This window comes from Streptomyces humidus, assembly GCF_014649655.1.
GTDB classification, from domain to species: Bacteria; Actinomycetota; Actinomycetes; order Streptomycetales; family Streptomycetaceae; genus Streptomyces; species Streptomyces humidus.
Map to the genome: position 1 here is coordinate 12,148 of NZ_BMTL01000053.1, position 20,487 is coordinate 32,634.

Sequence of the window (20,487 nt, forward strand, 5' to 3'; positions counted from 1 at the left end):
CTCCTACCACATGTACTGGCCGCCGTCGACGATCAGCTTCTGGCCGGTGACATAGCCGCTGAGCGGGCCCACGAGGTACTCCAGGGCGTCGGCGATGTCGTCGGTGGAGCCGATGCGACGTTGCGGGATCTCGGACAGGACGGCGGCGCGGTGCCGGGGTTCGTTCAGCCGGAACCGGGTGATGAGCTCCTCGGTCTCGGTCATTCCGGGGATCAGGCAGTTGACCCGGACGGCGGGCGCCAGCTCCAGGGCCAGGCACTTGGTGAGCTGGAGCAGCCCCGCTTTGGCTGCCGCGTAGTTGACGCCGTCGAGCCGGGGGCGGATGCCGGTGGTGGCGCCGACGTTGACGACGGTGGCGTCCCCTGCGGCCAGCATGGCCGGGGCGAACGCCTGGGTGAGGTGGAAGGGTCCGGACAGGTTGGTGTCCAGGACGCGCTGCCAGTCGGATTCGGTGAGGTCGAGGAACGGGCGGTCGATGTTGACGCCGGCGTTGTTCACCAGCACCCGCGGCGTGCCGTGTTCGGCGAGGATGTGCCGGGCGGCCGCGCGCACCGCGTGGCTGTCGGCGACGTCGGCCCGCACGGCGATCAGGCCGTGTTCGCCGGCGGCCCGCCGGGCGGCTTCCTTGTCGGCCCGGTACAGGGCGACGGTGCGGTATCCCAGGCGCACCAGGCGCCGGGACAGGGCCAGTCCGATGCCGCGGGTGCCGCCGGTGACGACGGCGAGCGGACGGGGTCGGGTCATCGCGCGTACTCCTGTGCCGCGGGGGTCGTACGGGTGAGGAACTCGTCCAGGTGCCCGAGCAGAGCGCTCTGGTGAGCGGGGTCGAAGACCTCGAAGTGCCCGCAGGCGAGGTGGCGTACGGCCAGCCGGCCGGCCAGGCTCCGCCAGCGGTCGATCTGCCGGGCGCGGTGCTCGCTCTCGCAGGCGACCAGCAGGGCCGGCCCGGCGCCCCGGGCCTCGGTGCGGTGGGCGGCGCCGGCCCTGATGTGCGCCAGCGCGGTGGCCCGCGCCCGGGCGGAGTCGCGGCCGCCGCCCAGGGTGGCGACGGACCGTTCCACGGCGGACAGCAGGTCGGCGCGTACGGTGTCGCCGGCGCTCTCCCGCTCGGGGAAGCTGTCGATGAGGACGACGGCGGGCGCCGGTCCGTCCTCGGCGAGCCGGGCCGCCAGCTCCCAGGCGATGACGCCGCCGAGCGACCAGCCGACCAGCAGGTTCGGCCGGCGCGGCAGCCCCGTCACCAGGCCGAGGTATCTGCGGGTCATCTCCGGGACGCTGTCGTCGGGTTCCTCGCCGGCCAGCAGGCCGTCGGCGCGGATGCCGTGCACGGTGCCGTGCCGGGCGAGGCGGCTCGCGACGCCGAGGTACTGGGCGAGGCCGCCGCCCGCCGGGTGGATCAGCAGGCTGTCCAGCGGGCCCGGCCGCTGTGCGAGCAGGACCAGCAGCCGCGTGTCGCAGGTGGGGGCGGTCATCGCGCACCGTCGCGGGATCGGGTGATCCAGCCGGCCTGGGCACGGATGGTCGGGTCGAGGAAGAAGTCGAGGACCGGGATCTGCACGCCGTGGCGTTCCTCGATCGCGGCGCGCGCGGTCATCACGTTGAGCGAGTGGGCGCCGTAGTCGAGGAGCGAGCGGTCGACGGGGACGTCGGCGCGCCCGAGCAGTTCCCCCCACAGGTGCTGGAGCCACGCTTCGAGCGGGTCCTGCGCCGTGGTGACGGTCCCGCCGCCGGTTGCGGCCTCCTCGCGGACGGCCTTTTCCGCCTCCTTCAGCAGGGCGGGGCGGTCCACCTTGCCGTTGCGGGTGAGGGGCACGCAAGCGACCTCGAACACCCGCGAGGGCGCCATGTATCCCGGGACCGCGTCGGCCACCTGGCGCCGCACGTCGTCGGGGAGCGGTGAGCGGCCGTCCTGCGGCACGAAGAACAGCGCCAGCTGCCGGTCGGCCCCCTCCCCCAGGACGGCGGCCACCGCGAGGCGCACGTCGGGGTGGGCGGCGGCCGCGGTCTCCAGTTCGCCGAGTTCCACCCGGTAGCCGCGGATCTTGACCTGGTCGTCGTCGCGGCCCAGGAAGAGCAGCGTGCCCTGCTCGTCGCGGAGCACCTGGTCGCCGGTGCGGTACATGCGGGCGTCGTCCCGGTCGCCGCGCGGGTCGGGCAGGAAGCGTTCCGCGGTGCGCGCGGGGTCGCCGACGTACCCGTGCGCGGGGCAGGCGCCGCCCAGGTGCAGCTCGCCCGGTACGCCGAGGGGGGCGAGGTGGCCGGTGGCGTCCACCACGTGGGCGGTGGTGTGGGTGATCGGGCGGCCGATCGGGACGTGGTTCGGCCACGGTCCGGCTCCGGTGAGCCGGTGTGTGGTGACGGCGTGCGTCTCGGTGGGGCCGTAGAGGTTGACCAGGCTGATGTGCGGCCGGTCGGCGAGGAAGCGCCGGATGCCGTCGTCGAGGAGCAGCTGCTCCCCGGAGACGCACAGGTGGCGCAGCTGCGGCAGGGCGTCCCCGGCGTCCTGGGCGGCCTGGGTGAAGGGGCGCAGGGCGGCGACGGGGAGGTAGACGTGGGTGATCCGCAGCGCGCTGACCCGGGCGAGCACCGCGGGCAGGTCCCTGCGGTCGGCCGGCTCGCGGGAGACCAGGGTCCCGCCGGCCACGAGGGTGGGCACGATCTCCTGGAAGGAGACGTCGAAGCCGAGGGGGGCGTACTGGAGGAAGCGGGTGCGCTCGTCCATGTCCAGCGCGTCGAGCTGCCAGGCGGTGAGGTTCACCAGCGGACCGTTGCCCATCAGCACGCCCTTGGGGCGCCCCGTGGAGCCGGAGGTGAACATGATGTACACCCCGTCGCCGCTGCCGTCGCCGCTGCCGGTGCCGGTGCGGACGGTGCTGGTGCCGTCGCCGCTGCCGGTGCCGGTGCGGACGGTGCTGGTGCCGTCGCCCGTCGCGGCCCCGCCGGCGGGCGGCGTGTCGGCGTCGCCGGCAGCGGTCAGTTCGCTCAGCGCCACGACCCGGGCGCCGTCGACGGCGCCGCGGCCGACGACCAGCCAGCAGCCGGCCTTGCCGGTCATGTAGGCGAGCCGTTCGCCGGGCAGGGTCAGGTCCAGCGGCAGGAACACGGCGTGCCGCTCGAGCACGGCCAGGACGGCGACGACGGTGTCCACCAGCGTCACCGTGGTCAGGCCGACCACGGTGCCGGGGCCCACTGCGCGCCGGGCCAGACCCGCCGCGGCGGAGCGGACCAGCTCCTCCAGCTCGCCGTAGGTCACACGGCGGCCGTCCTCCTCGACCGCGGTCGCCTCGGGCCGTCGGGCCAGGCCCGCGCGCACCCAGCGGCGCAGGTCCGGGTGGGCCGGCCGGCGCCAGAAGCCGTCGTGGGCGCGGGACTGGGCGGACGAGGCGTCCTCGAAGAGTTCGGCGAGGACCGTGCCGGGGCGTTCGACGGCCTTCTCCAGCAGGCCGGTCAGTGAGTCGGCCAGCGCGCTGACGAGCGGTTCGGGCAGCAGCTCGCGGTCGTGCTCCAGCTCGAGGAGCCAGCCGTCGGGGCCGGGGGTGACGCCCAGCCAGAGGTCGAACTTCGCGGTGCCGTTGCCGTGCTCGCGCACCCGCAGGACGGCCGGGCCGGGTTGCGTCTCGGTCGCGTCCTGCATCGCGAGCATGCAGGAGAAGACCGGGTTGCGGTTGGTCGAGCGGTCCGGTGCGACCAGGCGCACGACGCGGTCGAAGGAGACCGCCGCGCTGCTCTTGACCCGGTCCGTCTCGGCCCGGACCGTCTCGGTGACGAAGACGTCGAAGCGCTGGTCGAAGTCGACGTCGACGACGAGCGGCAGGGTGTTGACGAAGAAGCCGCACAGGTCGAGCGAGCCCAGCGTGCGGCGGGCCAGCACCGGGCTGCCGAAGACGACCGACGTGTTGCCCGAGTGCCGTGCGAGGAGCGCGGCGTAGAGGGCCGAGAAGAAGACGAACGGGCTGACGCCGAGCGCCGCGCAGACCTCGCCCAGGGCCCGGGAACGCTCCGGGGAGAGCCGGATCTCGCGACGGGCGCCGGTGAAAGCGGTGGTCGCGGGCCGGTTCGGCCGGGGGTGGAGCACGGTGGCGGGCGCCGCGCGCAGCCGGTCGGCGAGTTCGGCGGCCGTCCGCTCGACGTGCTCCTCGTCGGCGGCCGACAGCTGCGCTGCCAGCTCCCGGCACAGGGCCCGTTCACGGGCGACCCGCACCCGGTCGACGTCGAGGTCCGCGCGCACGGCCGAGGTGAGGTCGCGGACGAACTGGCGCAGCGAGAACCCGTCGAAGACGAGGTGGTGCACCACCAGCAGCAGCGTCGAGCGGGACCGGTCGACGGTGTGCAGCAGTACCGCCCGCAGCAGCGGGGGCCGCTCCAGATCGAAGGCGTGGCCGCCGAGTTGCTCGAGCAGTTCGGCGCGCCGCCGGTCGAAGCCGTCGGCGTCGGTCGGGACCACTCGCAGCGGCGCCTCGTCCGGGACGGTTCCCAGTTCGGCGTGCGGGGTGGGCCGCTCGCGCACGGCGAGGCGCAGCGCGGGCTGGACGGCCAGCACGGCGCGGAGCGCCGGGCCGAGGTCCGCGGGGGCGAGCGCCGGGTCCAGTTCCAGCTCGGCCACGACGTTGTAGAGGTGCGGGACCGGCACCGAGCCGTGCACGACGAGCAGGCCCTGCTGGGCCGCCGTCAGCGGCAGGGTGGCGAGCTGCGGCGCGACGGTCATCGCACGCTCTCCGCAGGCCCGAGAAGCTGACGCAGCCACTGCTGGAGATCCCCGACCGTGCGGACCGCGGCGAGGCCCGTCGGATCGATCTCCTGGTCCGGGTCGGGTATCAGCTCACTGGCGATCCGCACCAGGGACAGTGAATCCAGTCCGACCTCGGCCAGCGGGGAACGGTCGTCGAAAGGCACACGCACATACCTCCTGACCGCCGAAACGATGTCGCCGCCGGTCACGTCGTCCGTACGGTTCATTAATCAGGCTCCTCAGGCAACGGTTGCTTTTATGACGCTTGAAAGATGATTCAACGATTGCCGATGAGCGGTCAAGCAGTGTTTGTGACGGCATCGAATTCTTCGATGGGCCGTCATCGGATTTCTCGATGGGACGTCATCGAGTTCTTCGATGGGACGTCATCGAGTTTTTCGATGGGGCGTCATCGGATTTCTCGATGAGAAAGCCAGAAAAGGGTGGCAGAGGGATTTGTTGACAGGGATTTCGAGAGAGGGAAGGCAGGCCGCGGCGGCGACCGACCGGCGGGGGCGTGCGCGCCGCCGGCCTCGGCGGGCGGGCGCGGTTCAGCCGTGCGCCCGCCGGCCGGAACCGGAACCGGGAAGGCGCCGCGTGCGACCGCTCGACGGCCGCGGGTGCGGCGGATCCGGTGCGGCCGGGCGGGGGGTGCGTGCCGGTGGTGCCGTCAGGGCTGCCGGTCCGCCGCCACGGCGGCCTGCTTCGCGGAGTGCCGGCGGGCCTTGGCACGGTTGCCGCACACGCGCATCGAGCACCAGCGGCGGCTGCGGTTCTTGGACACGTCCCAGAAGACCCAGGCGCAGGCGTGCTCGGCGCAGCGCTTGAGCCGGACGGCCTCGCCGGTGACGACCAGTTCGCTCCATGCGATCGCGAGGCCGGCCAGAGCCTTCCTGACCGGCGTCAGGTCCGCCGCGGGGGACAGGACACCGCCGTCACGGCAGGCGCCGCGGACCGTGATCAGTACGGGCAGCTCCCGCAGGGCCTCGTCGGCTCCGGCGAGGAGCGCCGCGTCGGCGGTGTCGCCGACGTTGACGCCCAGTTCCTCCCGGATGCCGGTGCGCAGGCGCAGGCACAGGGCGTGGTCCTCGGCGCCGATCCGGCGTTCGCGGTCGAGCAGCGAGCGGTCGGCGAGCCAGGCGGACAGCGCGCCCGGCGTGGCCAGCTCGTCGGTGCCGAGCTCCACGTCGACGGTGTTGGCGAAGGCCTCGATCAGCTGGGCGGAAGCCGGGGCTTCGGACATGGGTCATCTCCTCGCAGAGAGTCCAGCATACCCCCCGGTCTAACCGGCTAACGGCTTCACCGGGTAGCGGACATGGTTGCGGACGTGTCAGACTCTGCCCCGTCGGGAATAACCACTGAAGGCGATAGCCGGTTAGGGGAAGTGATGAGCGACCAAGCCGTCCAGACCGCGAAGGCCCCGGTGGCGGCGGTCGCGGACACCCGGGTGGAAGCCCCCGCGCGGTCCGCGGCGGACCCCGCCGTCCAGCGCGCCGGGGAGCCCACCGCGCGGCACGGCAGCCGCAACGCCGCCGTCCTCCTCGCCTTCACCGCGGTCACCAACCTCGCGGACGGCGTCACCAAGATCGCCCTGCCGTTGCTGGCCACCCGCGCCTCCGCCTCCCCGGCCCAGATATCGGCGGTGTCGCTCACCCTTTCGCTGCCCTGGCTGCTGGTGGCCCTGCACGTCGGCGTCCTGGTCGACCGCGTCGACCGCCGGCGCCTGCTGTGGGGGGCGAACGCGCTGCGGCTGCTCGCGCTCGGCGCGCTCATCGAGGCCGCTCTGGCCGACCGCGTCAGCATCGCCGTGCTCTGCGTCGTGGGCGCGGTCCTCGGCGTGGCCGAGGTCATCGCGCTGACCTCGGCGTCGGCCCTGATCCCGGCCCTGATCGCACCGGAGGGCCGCGAGCGGGTGAACGCCTGGATCGCCGGGGCCGAGACGGTCTGCAACGAGTTCTGCGGCCCCTTCGTCGGCGGCCTCCTGCTCGCGGCGGGCACCGGCTTCGCCCTCGGCGTGACCTGGGTGTCCTACCTGGTGGCCGCCCTGGTCCTGCTCCTGCTCGCCGGCCGGTTCCGCGCCGCCCGGGACACCTCGCAGGCCGGCGCCGGCGCCGCCGAGAGCGTCAACCGGCAGATCACCGGCGGACTGCGCTACCTGTGGCAGCACACGCTGCTGCGCACCATGTCCCTCATCCTGACGGTCCTGTGCGCCTGCTGGGGGGCCTGGCTGGCGCTCATGCCGCTGTTCGCCACCGACGTGATGCAGCTCAGCCCCCGCCAGTACGGGACGCTCCTGAGCGCGCTGGGCATCGGCGGCCTCACCGGCGCCCTCGCCGTGACCCGGGTGAACCGGACCCTCGGACGCCGCTGGGTGATGTTCGCCGACCTGGTCGGCACCTTCGCGATGATGGCCGTGCCCGCGCTGACCACCGACCTCTGGGCGGTCGCCGCCGCCGCCTTCGTCGGCGGCATGGGCGGCACCCTGTGGACGGTGAACGCCCGCACCATCGGCCAGCGCCTCGTCCCCGACTCCATGCTCGGCCGCTACACCGCCGTGAGCCGCCTCTTCAGCTGGGGCGCCATGCCCATCGGAGCCGGCGCCATGGGCCTGCTCGCCCAATGGCTCGGCCTGCGGCTCGCCTTCTGGGTCTTCGCCGCGTCCGTGGCCGTGGCCGTCGTCCCCTTCCTGCGAGTCCTGACCCGTCCCGCCCTGGCGGAGGCGTACGGCGATTAGCGGGCCTCCCACCGCGCCCTCCTGGACGGAAGGCGCGCCCGCGGGAAACGGGACACCCCGCAGAGGCCGGGCGAGCCGGGCACACCCCGCAGAGGCCACTCCCCCGGCCTGCAGCGCCTTCGTGGGCACGGCCGCCCGCCACCGCGCGGGCGGCGATGCCATGGGCCCTCGCCGGCACGAGGGAAAACGCCTGCCGGTGAAGAGGAGAGCACCGCGAATACTCCTCGCGGACGGCCGCCCGCGACACATGCGGAATTCAGAATATCTATGGTCGCGCGGAAAGGGAAGGACGCACCCTTGCGCCGTTCCGGGCACTCGCACATATCGTTCCGGCTACGCCCTCGACAAAACTTTCCATTTTCTTGTCGCGAAGCCGAGAGCTGTTCCGGCGTCATGCGACGCGTCACGGAAGAGGACCGGACATCATGAACGCCACCTGGACCATGTACGACTGGTTCGCGGCCTCCGCAGCCGGGCACGGCGAACGGACCGCACTCGAGGTCGCCGGGGAGCACCTGACGTACGCCGAACTCGACGCCACCGCCCACCGGCTGGCGGCCCAACTCCTCGCCGCACACGGCGGCGTCCCCTCGCGGGTGGGCCTGCTGGCGGCCCGCAGCACGGCCGCCTACGCGGGCTACCTCGCCGCCCAGCGGCTCGGCGCCGCCGTCGTCCCGCTCAACCCGGCGTTCCCTCCCGCCCGCAACGCCACGATCGCCCGCGACGCCGGCCTGGACCTCGTGATCGCCGAGGAGGGCGCGCCGGGCCACGCCGGCCTGCCCGTCCCGGTCGTCGTGCTGTCGGCCGAGCGGATGCGGGCGCTGCGCAGCGGCCCGGTGCCCGAACTCCCGGCGTCCACGGCCGGACCCGACGACCTCGCGTACATCCTGTTCACCTCCGGGTCGACGGGACGGCCCAAGGGCGTGCCCATCGCCCACCGCAACGTCTCGGCCTATCTGAGCCACGTCATCGCGCGCTACGAGCTGGGTCCGGGCGCCCGCGTCTCCCAGACCTTCGATCTGACCTTCGACCCGTCGGTCTACGACATGTTCGGCGCCTGGGGCGGCGGCGCCACCCTCGTCGTGCCCGGCAAGGAGGACCTGCTCTCGCCGGTGCGGTTCGTCAACCGGCACGGCATCACGCACTGGAACTCCGTCCCGTCGGTGGCGTCCATCGCCCGGCGGCTGCGCGCACTGAAGCCCGGCGCCATGCCGACGCTGCGCTGGAGCCTGTTCTGCGGCGAGGCCCTGATGCTGAGCCACGCGCGGGCCTGGCAGGCCGCGGCCCCCCACTCCGTCCTGGAGAACATCTACGGCCCGACCGAGATGACCGTGACGTGGACGGAGTTCCGGCTGCCGACCGGCGCCGACGACTGGCCCCGCCCGGCCAACGGCACGGTGCCCATCGGGACGCCCTACCCCGGTCAGGAGCACCTCGTCATCGGCGAGGACGGCCGCCCGGCCCTCGACGGCGAACTGTGCGTGCGCGGCTCGCAGCGCTTCCCCGGCTATCTGGACCCGGCCCACGACATCGGCCGGTTCCTGTCCTTCGACGGCGAGCGGGCCGTCCCGTACGACGGTTCGCAGCCGCTGACCGCCGCACACTGGTACCGCACGGGCGACCGGGTCACCACCCTCGACGGGGCGCTCGTCCACCTCGGCCGTCTGGACCACCAGCTCAAGATCCGCGGCTACCGGGTGGAACTCGGCGAGATCGAGTCCGCCCTGCTGGCGCAGACCGGCGTGACGGAGGCCGCCGTGGTCGCCCTGCACGGCCCGGACGGCGACATCGAGCTCGCGGCCGTCTACACCGGCTCCGCCCGGGACACCGAGGCCCTCCTCGACGGCCTGCGCGAGCGGCTGCCCGCCTACATGGTGCCGACCGTCCTCACCGCGCTGGACGCGCTGCCGCTCAATGCGAACGGCAAGGTCGACCGCGGGGCGCTGACCACCTTGCTGTCCGCCCCGGCCGCGGCCTGATCCGCTCCCCCGCCACGGCGCCGGCGGCCGGGCTCCCCGCACGGGACCCCGGCCGCCGGCGCGTGGAAGCGCACGCCGTACCGGTGTCCCCGGTGCGGCGTGCGCCGCCCGGTGACGCGCGCCGTCTACCGGCGTTCCGCGCGTTCCGTCCCCGCACTGCCCGCCCGCGCGCGGCGCGCGCCGGATCGTCCGCGCGCGGCCTCCCGGGGCGCGACTCCCCCGCACGGGCGGCCGACCGCGTCCGCACGGTCAGCAGACCGCTTGCAGCGCCGGCCCGGCGGCCGTGTCCGACTCGGCCAGCACCTGCCGGGCCGTGCCGAGCACCGTGTGGAACACCGGGTCGTCATCGAGGCCGCGGCGCCAGACGCACTGCGAGTACACGGTGAAGGGCGGCCGCCAGTCCAGGCGCCGCAACAGCCCGAGCCGCAGCTCCTCGGCGACCGCGACGGTGGGCAGCAGCGCCATGCCGATGCCCTCGCCCACGCTGCGCTTGACCGCGTCGACCGAGCCGAGGACGAGGATCCCGCGGGCGACGGCGCCCGCCTCGACCAGCGCCCTCTCCAGGCCCCGCTGGTATCCGCTCTCCCGGTTGGCGCAGGCCACCGTGTGGGGGGCGAGGTCGGCGGTGGAGCGGACCGGCCGGCCGGCCAGCGGGTGTGCGGGGTGCGCCACCATGCTCAGGCTCTCCGGGCGCAGCACGAGATGGTTCACGTCGGCGGCCGCCGTGCGCGGGCCGATGAAGAACGCGCAGTCGATCTGCTCCTCCCGCACCAGCCGCACCGGGTCACCGTCCAGCGCCCGCAGCGACAGGTCGAGCTGCCGGTGCCGCAGGTGCAGGTACTCGATGAGCGGGACCAGGCGGTACGTGACAATGCATTCGGCGGCCCCGATCACCAGTGCGTCCGGGACGTCGGCGGGGCCGCACACGGACTGCTGGGCCAGCTCGCTCAGCTGCACGATGCGGCGCGCGTAGCGGTGCAGCCGTCGACCGGCCGGGGTGAGGCTGGCTCCGGAGGCCGTACGCAGCAGCAGCGGCGTGTCCAGCGCCTGTTCCAGGGACTTGATCCGGGCGGTCACGGTCGGCTGGGCCAGTCCGAGGATACGGGCCGCCTGCGTGAAACTGCGGGAGTCCGCGACCGTCAGGAACGCGCTGAGGTGCTTGATGTTCATCCGTCAGCTCCCGTCCACCGCGCCGAACGCGGCGAGTGCGCGGACCCGTATCCGGAATCGAATCACGCCCATCCTCCATCTGCTCCGTGTCGTGTCTGGTAGCTGATCTGATGCCGCGGGCACGCCGCACCGCGCCGATGCCGACGACACCACGTAACGTACAGAACGTTCGCTATGTTTTTCTAGTGCGGAAGGGCAGCTACCGCATCCGGGGACCGGGGAGGGCTCAGAGCTTCCCGGTCGCGGCGCCGCGCAGGACCAGCCGCCAGATCTGCTCCAGCCGGTCGGCGACGCTCCCGGTACCGCCCATCGGCGCGCCACCGCCCGTACGGATCTCCGACTCCGCGCCGGCGAGCAGGTACACGATCAGGGCGGCGAGCGTCTCCGGACGGTGCTCCGGCCGCAGCTGACCATCCGCCCGGGCACGGCCGAGCAGGTCGAGCACGGTCGGCAGCCAGGAGCCCGACCACTGTTCCATCACGTCCGGCTGCTCCCGGGCGACCCGCGCGGCCGCCCGGGCGGCGACGTCCTGCTCCAGCAGGGACGCGAGCGCGACGGTCAGGTCGACCACGGCGCTCAGCCGCGAGGCGCCGGCCGACACCGTCCGGTCCACCACAGCGGCGACACTCGCCACGCCCTCTTCCCGCACCGCCTCGGCCAGCGCCTTCTTGGTCGGGAAATGAAAGGTCACAGCCCCCATGGAGGCGTCCGCGGCCTGAGAGACCCGGGACAGCCGCGCCCCCTCGTAGCCCAGCCTGTCCATCTCCAGCGCCGCCGCCCGGACGATCCGGGCGCGCGTGCGCAGCGCCCGCTCCTGCTGCCTCATGCATCTCCTCCTCCTGGTCACGGCCGGACGGCCGGGAGCGACCCCCGGCCGTCCGCGATGCCAATTTAGCAAAACGATCGTTCTCTATGCTTTGCTGGGAGACAACGCCGGTACGACTCCAGGGGGAGGTCATGCGAGTGCCGCCGCGAGGCGCCCGCGCGCTACACGGCGGTCGAACCGCCGTCGACCGCCATGGCGGAACCCGTGACGAACGACGAACGGTCGCTGCACAGCCAAGCCGCGGCCTGCGCCACCTCGTCGGGCCGCGACATCCTGCGCTGCAGCGAGTCGGAGAGGAAGACCTCCTCCAGCTCCGGCAGCTGCGCGATGACGCCGTCCATCATCTCGGACCGGGTGGCGCCCACGACGAGCGCGTTGACGCGGACGCCCCGCCGGCCGTAGTCGTAGGCCGCCGCCCGCGTCAGGCCGATCACCGCGTGCTTCGAGGCGACGTACGCGGCCGAGGCTCCGGTGGCCTTCAGACCCGCGACGCTGGAGGTGTTCACCACGGCCCCGCCGGAGCCGGAGTCGAGCATCGCCGGTATCTGGTGGAACAGGCAGTTCCACACCCCCCGCACATTGACGTCCATGGTCCGGTCGTACGTCTGCGCGTCCATCTCGTGGAGCGGGACTCCCGCCGTGCCGTACCCGGCGTTGTTGAAGGCCGCGTCCAGCTTGCCGAACGTGTCCACCGCCGTCCCCACTGCGCGGGCCACGTCACCCGCCACCCTCACGTCACCCGCCACGGCCGCGGCCCGCCCGCCGCCGCCGCGGATGCTCTCCACCAGCTCGGCCAGCCGCTCCGCACGGCGGGCCATGAGGACGACCGCCGCCCCCTCGTCGGCGAACAGCCGGGCGGCGGCCGCGCCGATCCCGCTCGACGCCCCGGTGATCATGGCCACCTTGCCGCTCAGCAGCTTGTGCTCGTCTCCCACGGCTACTCCCCCTCTGTCACATCTGTGTCGCGTCGTCACATGCCGGGCATCCCGCACCGGCCGACCCGCCGGTCCCTCCCGCGGCGAAGACCGCTCAGAGCGGCCACACCGTGCCGGCGGCGGCCTCGGCGTCGACCGAGCGCAGCAGTTCCTCGTCCACGGCGTGCAACGAGTCGACCAGGTACCGGACGCCCGCCTCGCGCATCAGCCGCCGCTGGAAGCTGTGCTCGAAATGGCTGGGGTGACCGATGAAGGGCATCCCCAGCGACCTGGCCGTCTCGGCGACCGTCGCGACATCGTCGATCACGAGCACCTGGTCGTGCTTGAGACCGAAGTACTCGGTGGCGATCTCGTGCAGACCCGGCCGGAACGCGTCGGTGCAGATGTAGCCGGGGCCGTCGAACAGGCCGGCGTGCTCACCGAGGAACGCGTCGAAGTGGCTCTCGTCGAGACCTCCGTAGCAGACCGTGCGAAGACCCAGCCGCCGGAGCCCGCGGACCAGCTCGATCCCCCCGTCGTTCACCCGCACCGGATACGCGGCCACATGGCGCGCACGCTCCTCGAAGTACGCCTCGAGCGCCTCCTCGCCGGTCATGGGCACGCCGACCGCCTCGCCGACCGCCTCGGCGAGCAGCCGGCCCGCGACCGCACGCGGCCGGGAGAAGATGCTCCGCTCGACCTCGGCGGTGTAGGCGCAGCCACGGCTCACCAGGAAGTGGTGGATGACCGGGCTGAAGGAGTCGCCGAGCATGACGCCGTCGATGTTGACCGCGCACAGGCGCAGATGTCTCAGACCGTGAACCATGTCTTCTCCCCTGTGGATGGATCTTTCACGCTGTTTCACTGCGCCCGCCCGCCGGCGCCGTCCGGCGCGGCCGGCACGGTGCATGCCGCGCCGGACGGCGCTCCCGGTCGTTCACGCGCGGCCGGCCGAACCGCTGTCAGCCGTGCGCTGTCCGCGTCCCCGGTCAGTCCTGCGCGCCGCCGCCCTCCCGGGAGCCCGCCGAAGCGCAGGCCGCGGCACAGGAGGCGGCCCGCAACAGCTCCTTCGCGCGCGCCTCACTCACTTCGGTGTGGGCGATGACGGTCGGCACGGCAACGCCCGGAAGCAGCAGCCGCCACATCCGTACGACCCGGTCGCCCAGGTCCGCCCGCTCCTCGCTCGCCACGGCGGAGTAGGTCTGCATGCCCGTACACGCCTCGACGACGAACTCCGCGAGTTCCTCCGGGTCGACGCCCGCCTGCAGCTCGCCCTTACCGCCCGCGACACGCAGACAGTCGGCCATGATCGCGCCCCAGTCGCGGTAGGGCTTGACGTCCCGCAGGCCGAACGCACCCTGCTCGGTGGTGAGCCGTACGCCCGCCCGCAGCAGCGGGTCCGTCCTCAGCTGCTGGGACCAGACCAGTGTGATGTCGACGAGCCGCTGCAGCCCCTCCGACTCCAGCCACGGGACTATCGAATCGGGCTGCGCGTTCATGACCGCGCGGGCCAGCGCCTCCTTCGACTCGAAGTGGAAGTACAGCGCCCCGGCCGTGAGTTCGGCCTGCTGAAGGATGTCCTTGATGCTCGCCCCGGCGAAACCGGACTCGTCGAACACCTCTGCCGCCGCCCGGAGCAACTGCCTCCGAGTCTGCACTCCCCGTTCCTGCCTGGGTTGACGAACCACCAGTACCTCCTTGCGAAACCGAACACTCTTTACGGTATCGGCCCCAGCTCCCGAACTGCCAGATGTCGAGGAAGACTCAAGCCAGCCAGCCGGAAAACATCCGTTTCGTCCATCCTCGCGGCAGCACCCTTGACCTACTCATGACATCATATTTACCCGCGTTTGGCAGGAAAACAAAACGAGCGCTCTTTATATTGTGCGGACACGTTCACCGCACCACGAGGTCAACCACATCCCTGGGGGGGATCAACATGACCGTGACTGCCTCGACGCGCGTCATAGAGCGTCCGTCGGCCACCTCCGTTCCCCGCGAGTACGTGCACAAGGCCGCCGCGTCGGAGGTCCTGCTGACCGGGCTGTCCCCGGCCGGACCCGACCGCTTCCACGTCACCGCCCGGTGGCCGTCGCGGCACCCCTTCTACGGGCCGAAGGGCGGCTTCCACGACCCGCTGCTCGTCGCCGAGTCGGTCCGCCAGAGCGTGCCACTGCTCAGCCACGTCGCCTACGCAGTCCCCTTCGGCCATCGCCAGTCATGGAACAGCCTGCGCTACGAAGTCGACCCCGTCGCCCTGACGTTCACCGGGAACGACGCGGACATCGACATGCACGTCACCTGCTCCGAGACAGTCCGCCGCACCGGCCGGCTGGCCTCACTGCGCATGCAGGTCGACCTGTACATCGACGGCCGTCCGCTGGGCGTGGCGGAGACGAGGTTCTGCAACCTCTCCCCCGCCGTGTATCCGCGCCTGCGGGGCCCCCACGCCGACGCCGCACAGGCCGCACAGCACGCCGTCCCGCTCGCCCCCGCCACGGCACCGGCCCGCGTCGCCCGCACCCGCACCCGCGACGTGGTCCTGTCCCCCGCCGTGCCCACCGACCCCTCCCCCTGCCCGACTCCCACCCGCGCCCAACTGCGCACCGACTTCTCCCACCCCGTCCTCTTCGACCACCCGGCCGACCACGTCCCAGGCATGCTGCTGCTCGAAGCCGCCCGCCAGAGCGCCCACGCAGCGGCCCACCCACTGCCAGGACTCGCGACCGGCCTCGACGCCGTGTTCAACCACTACGTCGAGTTCGACGCCCCCTGCTGGATCGACCGCACACCGGCCGGGAACCCCGCAGACACCCACCGCCTCATCCACGTCCAAGCCCTGCAGAACGACACCCCCGCCTTCACCGCCACCGTCGCACTGACCTCACCCTGACCACCAGACCCCCCAGGACGACCGACCAGAGCGACATGCCACGCCCGGACACATCACGCGCCACCACCACAGCCGGCCGACCCACAACGGCACACACACCACCAAGCGCGAACAGGCTCCAGGAGGGGCTCGGGGATCAGGCTGCCGAGCCCCTCCTCCGTGAGGTTGAGGCACCCCCGTGAGACCTCAACCGGCGCTTTGCCTGAGCGGGTTCACATGCCGTACAGGACCAGGAACGCCTGTCCGAGGGCGGCCGCGGAGGCCGTCACCCTGACTCCCTGCCAGATCGCCGTCTGGAGCATGCTGCTGCCGCAGTGAGCCCGCAGGCCGTAGACGACCCCCGCCACCACAGCAAAGAGCAAGGAGCAAGGAGCAAGACCAGCAGACCACGCACCGAATCGGGGGCGGACCTCAGCCAGGTAGTGGTCCAGGACATCGACGGTCCAGTCCATCTCCGGGACCGTGAAGATGGTGCGGCGCTCGGGCTGGCTGCCCTTCGAGGACTTCCCGTACCGGACGAACACCGCCCCGTGGCGCCCATACTGCGGTGCCTTCGGGTTGCGCCGCAGGTCGGCGACGTCGAGATGCACGCTTTCCCGACGGCGCATGCCGTAGGCGTAGTAGCTCTTGAGCAGGCGCTGTCACGTTGCTGGGTGCGTAGGTGTCTGATGGTGCGTCACGACGTGGCAGAGGCCGGTTCCGGGCTGTGCTCAGGCCGCGGTGGCGAGGCCGGCGACGCCGGTTATCTGCTCCCAGATTGCGAAGCGGACGGTCATCTCGGCTCGGTGGGCGCCAGCGGTCATCAGATGGCGGCGGGGGCGGAAGTGGGGCGAGATACCGCTGAACGCGGAGAGGAACCGTTGTGCTCCGCCCACCGAGCGGAAGCCTTTCATCGCCCGTTCACGTTGCCTGGTGGGCTGATGGCTGTTCTCCGCCCGGTTGTTCAGGTACCTCGACTGCCGGTGCTCGACGCAGGGCATGACCTCGTGGTGGGCGGCGCCGTAGGAGCGGAGCTTGTCAGTGACGATCACCCGCGGCACCGCGCCGGTCTTCTTCAACAGTCTGCGGAAGAAGCGCCTGGCCGCGGCCTTGTCCCGGCGGTTCTGCAAAAGGATGTCCAGGACGTTGCCGTCCTGGTCGACGGCCCGCCACAGGTACCGCTGCACGCCGTTGATCTTGATGAAACTTCGTCCAGGTGCCACTTGTCACCAGGCCGAGGCTGCCGGCGGCGCAGCGCGCCCGCGTAGGTCTGCCCGAACTTGCCGTACCAGCGGCGCACCGTCTCGTAGGAGACGACGACCCCGCGCTCGAGCATGAGCTCCTCGACCTCTCGGAAGCTGAGCGGGAAGCGGTGGTACAGCCACACACAGTGGGAGATCACCTCGACCGGGTACCGGTGACCCTTGTACGACGGCGACGCGCTCCCCACCGACGCCCCCTCCCCGCCTGATCAACCAGAAGATCATCCCACCAGTCGGCCAACGTGACAGTGCCCATGAGACAACCAGTGAAGTCGCAGGTCACAGCACCAAGCTATGCCACGGGGCGGCGAGATCCTACAGCCCTTGTGGGATCTCAGATTCCGTGTCGGAATCTCACGGCCGATGTCGGATCGATATCGGATGCGACATCGGCCGTGAGATTGCCCAGGTCAGCTGTCCGTTCTCACTGGTCCTTTCAGCGTCTCACTGTGTTGCGCGCAGATTTGGCGAATTCTCAGGCGGCGGCCTACCTGACGGGCTGATCGCCTGGTTTACACCAGTTTGGGTTGATGCGAGTCTCAACGGAGTTGGCGTTTCTCATCAATGTCTGCCGTGACCGATGAGTTTTGTGCGGATCCGTGGTCGATACGGCTGGATACACCGACAGCGGTGGGCCTGTGCTGGGGACGTTCCAGCGTGGGAGGAAGCAGATGGAGGATGCGATGAGCGTCGACGACTCCGAGCAGGAGCACACCATCCGGACTGGGACGCGGGTGAGCGGCCCCAGGGTGTTGGTGGCGGGAGCGAGCATCGCGGGACCCGCGCTGGCCCACTGGCTGCGCCGGCGGGGGGCTGAGGTGACCGTGGTGGAGCGGGCTCCCAAGCTGCGTCCCGGCGGGCAGGCGGTGGACGCGCGCGGGGTCGCCAAGGAGGTCATCGGGCGCATGGGGCTGGACGCGGCGGTGCGCGCGGCGTGCACCGGCACCGCCGGCGCGCATACCGTGGACGCGGACGGGCAGGTGCTGGAGACCTTCCGTGCCGACGACGACGGTGGCGACGGGTTCATCGCGGACATCGAGATCCTGCGCGGGGACCTGTCCCAGGTGCTCTACGACGACACCCGCGACGGCGTCGAGTACGTCTTCGGCGACCGAATCGCCGAGCTCGCCCAGGACGCGGACGGGGTCGACGTGGTCTTCGCGGGCGGCAACCGGCGGCGCTTCGACTTGGTGGTCGGGGCAGACGGGCTGCACTCGGAGCTGCGAGCGATGGTCTTCGGGCCGCATGAGCGGTTCCTCCGCCACCTCGGGCACGTGCTGGCCTTCTACAGTGTGCCCAACGAGTTCGGGCTGGACCGCTGGCTGCTGGAGTACCAGGACCAGGAGTCCGGGCGCTCCGCCCTCCTGCGGCCCATCCAGGACGCCACCCGGGCGATGGCCATGTTCTACGCTGCCTCGGCCGACTTCGACGTCGACCACCGTGACGTCGCGGCCCAGAAGGTCCTGCTGCGGGAGCGGATGGCGGGCCTGGGCTGGCTGGCCCCGGACATCCTCGCGCGCCTGGACGACACTCCAGACTTCTACCTCGACCAGGTCGCCCAGGTGGTGATGGACCGCTGGTCGAGTGGACGGGTGGGGCTGCTCGGGGACGCGGCGTTCAGCTCGTCGCCGATGTCCGGGCAGGGCACCGGGCTGGCCCTGGTCGGTGCCTACCTGCTGGCCGGAGAGCTGGCCGCTGCCGGATGGGACCCCGACGCCGGGTTCGCCCGCTACGAGGCGCGGATGCGCTCGTTCGTCGAGGCCAACCAGGAGATCGGCCGGTTGAACGCCCGCAGCCGCGACGTCCCCGGGCCAGACGCCGAGCCGCGCCCTGATTTCGCCAGCGAATGGTTCACCGAGCTGGTCGGACGCGCGATCAACGGCGTCGAGCTGCCCGACTACACGGGGGTGCCGGACTCCGCAGCCCCGGCCGGATCGCCGATCACCTCGTCGGCCAAGCCGTAGGTGTCACATAACGTGTCGAGAGGGACCACGCTTCGGTAGGACACCGCCGGACGACCTCCGCTCATGCCGCATGGTGCGCGTTGGAGCGCCGGTTCGGCGGTCAGGCCACGTTCCGATGAGGCGGTGTCGGCTCGGAAGACTGACAAGATCGATGAGATTCCACCGCGCGGGATCTCTGTGGTTCTGTCACTTGCCTGGTCGGCGCTCACCGGAGCTGACAAGACCCTTGGGACATCGACCCCGTGATGTCCAAGCCCATTGATCCCCAGCCGGATCGCGCGCCCGTCTTGTCTCAAGGCAGTTGTCAGTGCGCAGCTCGCCGACATGGCTCCCTGACACGATGGATGAGAACGGACATCAGCGGATCGACAGCCCGAACCGCTCAGCACGGACGGTCGAGCAGACGACTCGGGCGTGAGACTCCAGCGTCCGACACGTCGTGAGTGACTGTTGTTGTTCCGAACCTGAGGAGTGCTGGTCGAACGGGAGTCACCTGAACTCCCAACCCGACCGGTCCTCCCCCGCCGTCGTGACCTCCGCGTCCATCACATCGAGCGGCAGCATGACCGCGCGCACCGGGTGGACGTCACGTCGCCGAGATGCCAGGCCGCGCGGCGAGGCCAGAGCGCCCACAGGCACGACGCCTGGCGTACCGCCACCACCAGCGTCCTCGCAGCAGTGCGCAGCTTGTCACCCGAGCGGTGAGAGGCGAGGACGTCCGCAATGGCCAACCGGCGGTGACTGTGAAAATCGCTGTCCGATCACCGGAGCACGGTGATAGACATCCGGCGTGGAAGAGAATCTTGAGTTCCCCGACCTGTTGCGACTGATCGATGAACGGTCGACCGCCTTCCGCGCCGTGGTCGCCGCCGCGCCCGGTCTCGACGCACAGGTGCCGACCTGCCCTGGGTGGACGCTGTCCGATCTGGTGAAGCACCTGGGCGGGGGAGACCGCTTCTGGGCCGCCATCGTCGGCGCGGGGCCCACCGACGCGCCCCCGGCCGAGGCCGTCGCCGCGCGCGCCGCGCTGGAAGTGCCGCAGGAGCGTGAGGCCCTGCTGGCCTGGCTGGACGCGTCGACGCAGCTTCTGCTGGGCGCTCTGCGCGCGGCGGGACCGGAGAGCGGTTGCTGGACGTGGTGGCCCGCGTCGCAGTCACCGCAGACCGCCGGCGGCACCGCCCGGCACCGGGTCCAGGAGACCGCGGTGCACACCTACGACGCCCAGCTCGCCGGGGGCGCCCCGCAGCCGCTGCCGGTCGAGCTGGCACTCGACGGTGTGGAGGAGTTCCTGTTCACCGTCTGCGCAACGCCGAGTGCCTGGCCGCACAAGCCCACGGCCTTCGACTTCCACGCCGCCGAGGGCCGCTCCTGGCGCCTCACCGTCGACGGCGACGGCGCACGCACCACCCGCATCCCCACGCCCACCGCCGCGACCGGCGAGGACTCGGACGCAGCCGGCGCCTCCGTCCACGGCACGGCCAGTGAGCTGGTCCTCTACCTGTACGACCGGATCCAGGCCGACTCCTTGCACGTTGACGGAGACGCAGGGCTGCTCGACCTGCTCCGCGCCTGGGAGCCGGAGGAGAAGTAGGACGTAGCGGGGGCGGTTGGCCGCGCCTCGAGCCGGTAGGACACGACTCTTCGCCAGGTTCGTCAGTCGCGACACCGGGCTCAAACCCACGAGGCGGCCTCGGGGCGTCACCAAGCCGACCGTCTACCTGGAGGGCAGTGCGAATTTGTCCGTCCCAACGATCACGAGAAGCGACGCGACTGCCGTCGTCCCGATCTCGTCGAGAAGTCAGTCGATCGGGTGACTGCGGCGGCTGCCGTGCATGAGAGCAGGGACTCTTGGTAGCTCGAAGGGCGTCGAAGCCAACGTGCGTTCCAGGAGGCCCTGTTGTCGCATTCCTACGGCAACGCGGGAGTGGGGTCCACGTCGGCCACTCTCGCGACTTCCTCACCAAGCTTGTCCCGCAGCCTTTTCGTCGCACTCCGCCAACCTGCCGCGAATAATCCAAACCTCAAATCCCGTGCCCA

Annotated in this window: 16 protein-coding genes and 1 pseudogene; 5 read left to right on the top strand and 12 right to left on the bottom strand. The window is 71.6% G+C overall.

Translation table 11 applies throughout. The annotated features are described in order from the left end of the window. Nucleotides 1-3: 3 nt before the first annotated feature. The 5 genes from IE239_RS38235 to IE239_RS38255 all read right to left on the bottom strand — a co-directional run bounded on the left by IE239_RS38235 (nucleotide 4) and on the right by IE239_RS38255 (nucleotide 5,972). Nucleotides 4-744 carry an SDR family NAD(P)-dependent oxidoreductase gene (locus IE239_RS38235; protein WP_190154057.1) on the bottom strand — a complete coding sequence of 247 codons (741 nt, stop codon included), beginning with the start codon at nucleotides 742-744 and terminating at the stop codon, nucleotides 4-6. Next, nucleotides 741-1,472 carry an alpha/beta fold hydrolase gene (locus tag IE239_RS38240; RefSeq protein WP_190154058.1) on the bottom strand — a complete coding sequence of 244 codons (732 nt, stop codon included), beginning with the start codon at nucleotides 1,470-1,472 and terminating at the stop codon, nucleotides 741-743. The genes IE239_RS38235 and IE239_RS38240 overlap by 4 nt, the downstream gene beginning before the upstream one ends. After that, complete coding sequence (locus IE239_RS38245; RefSeq protein WP_190154059.1) at nucleotides 1,469-4,705, bottom strand: non-ribosomal peptide synthetase; 3,237 nt, start codon at nucleotides 4,703-4,705, stop codon at nucleotides 1,469-1,471. The genes IE239_RS38240 and IE239_RS38245 overlap by 4 nt, the downstream gene beginning before the upstream one ends. After that, nucleotides 4,702-4,956: an acyl carrier protein gene (locus tag IE239_RS38250; protein ID WP_190154060.1), complete on the bottom strand. Its 255-nt coding sequence runs from the start codon at nucleotides 4,954-4,956 to the stop codon at nucleotides 4,702-4,704. The genes IE239_RS38245 and IE239_RS38250 overlap by 4 nt, the downstream gene beginning before the upstream one ends. A 443-nt stretch (nucleotides 4,957-5,399) precedes the next feature. Beyond that, complete coding sequence (locus IE239_RS38255) at nucleotides 5,400-5,972, bottom strand: CGNR zinc finger domain-containing protein (RefSeq protein WP_190154061.1); 573 nt, start codon at nucleotides 5,970-5,972, stop codon at nucleotides 5,400-5,402. 144 nt (nucleotides 5,973-6,116) lie between these two features. Between IE239_RS38255 and IE239_RS38260 the strand changes: the two genes are divergently transcribed. After that, nucleotides 6,117-7,463 (top strand): MFS transporter, encoded by a 1,347-nt coding sequence (locus IE239_RS38260; protein WP_190154062.1) that lies wholly within the window; start codon nucleotides 6,117-6,119, stop codon nucleotides 7,461-7,463. Nucleotides 7,464-7,888: 425 nt separating this feature from the next. Then, nucleotides 7,889-9,442, top strand: coding sequence for an amino acid adenylation domain-containing protein (locus IE239_RS38265; RefSeq protein WP_190154063.1), 1,554 nt, complete (start codon nucleotides 7,889-7,891; stop codon nucleotides 9,440-9,442). Between the two features lie 249 nt (nucleotides 9,443-9,691). On the opposite strand, the gene IE239_RS38270 is transcribed toward IE239_RS38265, so the two are convergent. From IE239_RS38270 to IE239_RS38290, 5 genes are all read right to left on the bottom strand, one after another. Beyond that, a complete protein-coding gene (locus tag IE239_RS38270; protein ID WP_190154064.1) occupies nucleotides 9,692-10,612 on the bottom strand; it encodes a LysR family transcriptional regulator in 921 nt (306 codons plus the stop codon). Between the two features lie 226 nt (nucleotides 10,613-10,838). After that, nucleotides 10,839-11,438 (bottom strand): TetR family transcriptional regulator, encoded by a 600-nt coding sequence (locus IE239_RS38275; protein WP_190154065.1) that lies wholly within the window; start codon nucleotides 11,436-11,438, stop codon nucleotides 10,839-10,841. 161 nt (nucleotides 11,439-11,599) lie between these two features. After that, complete coding sequence (locus IE239_RS38280) at nucleotides 11,600-12,373, bottom strand: SDR family NAD(P)-dependent oxidoreductase (protein ID WP_190154066.1); 774 nt, start codon at nucleotides 12,371-12,373, stop codon at nucleotides 11,600-11,602. A 94-nt stretch (nucleotides 12,374-12,467) separates the two neighbouring features. Next, complete coding sequence (locus IE239_RS38285) at nucleotides 12,468-13,178, bottom strand: HAD family hydrolase (RefSeq protein WP_190154067.1); 711 nt, start codon at nucleotides 13,176-13,178, stop codon at nucleotides 12,468-12,470. 163 nt (nucleotides 13,179-13,341) lie between these two features. Next, a complete protein-coding gene (locus IE239_RS38290; protein WP_229878674.1) occupies nucleotides 13,342-14,010 on the bottom strand; it encodes a ScbR family autoregulator-binding transcription factor in 669 nt (222 codons plus the stop codon). Nucleotides 14,011-14,291: 281 nt separating this feature from the next. Here IE239_RS38290 and IE239_RS38295 point away from each other — a divergent pair, with 281 nt between their 5' ends. Next, nucleotides 14,292-15,245 (top strand): ScbA/BarX family gamma-butyrolactone biosynthesis protein, encoded by a 954-nt coding sequence (locus IE239_RS38295; RefSeq protein WP_190154069.1) that lies wholly within the window; start codon nucleotides 14,292-14,294, stop codon nucleotides 15,243-15,245. A gap of 212 nt (nucleotides 15,246-15,457) precedes the next feature. Here IE239_RS38295 and IE239_RS43195 read toward each other — a convergent pair whose 3' ends face one another. Both IE239_RS43195 and IE239_RS38305 read right to left on the bottom strand, forming a co-directional pair. After that, complete coding sequence (locus tag IE239_RS43195) at nucleotides 15,458-15,853, bottom strand: hypothetical protein (RefSeq protein WP_190154070.1); 396 nt, start codon at nucleotides 15,851-15,853, stop codon at nucleotides 15,458-15,460. 102 nt (nucleotides 15,854-15,955) lie between these two features. Then, nucleotides 15,956-16,674: pseudogene (locus IE239_RS38305) on the bottom strand (IS6 family transposase). Nucleotides 16,675-17,169: 495 nt separating this feature from the next. On the opposite strand from IE239_RS38305, the gene IE239_RS38310 reads away from it, so the two are divergent. Continuing rightward, on the top strand, nucleotides 17,170-18,450 hold the full coding sequence (locus tag IE239_RS38310; RefSeq protein ID WP_229878675.1) for an FAD-dependent monooxygenase: 1,281 nt from the start codon (nucleotides 17,170-17,172) through the stop codon (nucleotides 18,448-18,450). Between the two features lie 790 nt (nucleotides 18,451-19,240). Further along, the gene (locus IE239_RS38315) at nucleotides 19,241-20,041 is read left to right on the top strand and encodes a maleylpyruvate isomerase family mycothiol-dependent enzyme (RefSeq protein ID WP_190154071.1); all 801 of its coding nucleotides are present in this window, start codon (nucleotides 19,241-19,243) and stop codon (nucleotides 20,039-20,041) included. The last annotated feature ends 446 nt before the right edge of the window (nucleotides 20,042-20,487 follow it).

Coding starts and splice junctions, on each gene's coding strand:
- IE239_RS38235 (WP_190154057.1), bottom strand. CDS start 744: ATGACCCGACCCCGTCCGCTCGCCGTCGTCACCGGCGGCACCCGCGGC.
- IE239_RS38240 (WP_190154058.1), bottom strand. CDS start 1,472: ATGACCGCCCCCACCTGCGACACGCGGCTGCTGGTCCTGCTCGCACAG.
- IE239_RS38245 (WP_190154059.1), bottom strand. CDS start 4,705: ATGACCGTCGCGCCGCAGCTCGCCACCCTGCCGCTGACGGCGGCCCAG.
- IE239_RS38250 (WP_190154060.1), bottom strand. CDS start 4,956: ATGAACCGTACGGACGACGTGACCGGCGGCGACATCGTTTCGGCGGTC.
- IE239_RS38255 (WP_190154061.1), bottom strand. CDS start 5,972: ATGTCCGAAGCCCCGGCTTCCGCCCAGCTGATCGAGGCCTTCGCCAAC.
- IE239_RS38260 (WP_190154062.1), top strand. CDS start 6,117: ATGAGCGACCAAGCCGTCCAGACCGCGAAGGCCCCGGTGGCGGCGGTC.
- IE239_RS38265 (WP_190154063.1), top strand. CDS start 7,889: ATGAACGCCACCTGGACCATGTACGACTGGTTCGCGGCCTCCGCAGCC.
- IE239_RS38270 (WP_190154064.1), bottom strand. CDS start 10,612: ATGAACATCAAGCACCTCAGCGCGTTCCTGACGGTCGCGGACTCCCGC.
- IE239_RS38275 (WP_190154065.1), bottom strand. CDS start 11,438: ATGAGGCAGCAGGAGCGGGCGCTGCGCACGCGCGCCCGGATCGTCCGG.
- IE239_RS38285 (WP_190154067.1), bottom strand. CDS start 13,178: ATGGTTCACGGTCTGAGACATCTGCGCCTGTGCGCGGTCAACATCGAC.
- IE239_RS38295 (WP_190154069.1), top strand. CDS start 14,292: ATGACCGTGACTGCCTCGACGCGCGTCATAGAGCGTCCGTCGGCCACC.
- IE239_RS43195 (WP_190154070.1), bottom strand. CDS start 15,853: ATGCGCCGTCGGGAAAGCGTGCATCTCGACGTCGCCGACCTGCGGCGC.
- IE239_RS38310 (WP_229878675.1), top strand. CDS start 17,170: ATGAGCGTCGACGACTCCGAGCAGGAGCACACCATCCGGACTGGGACG.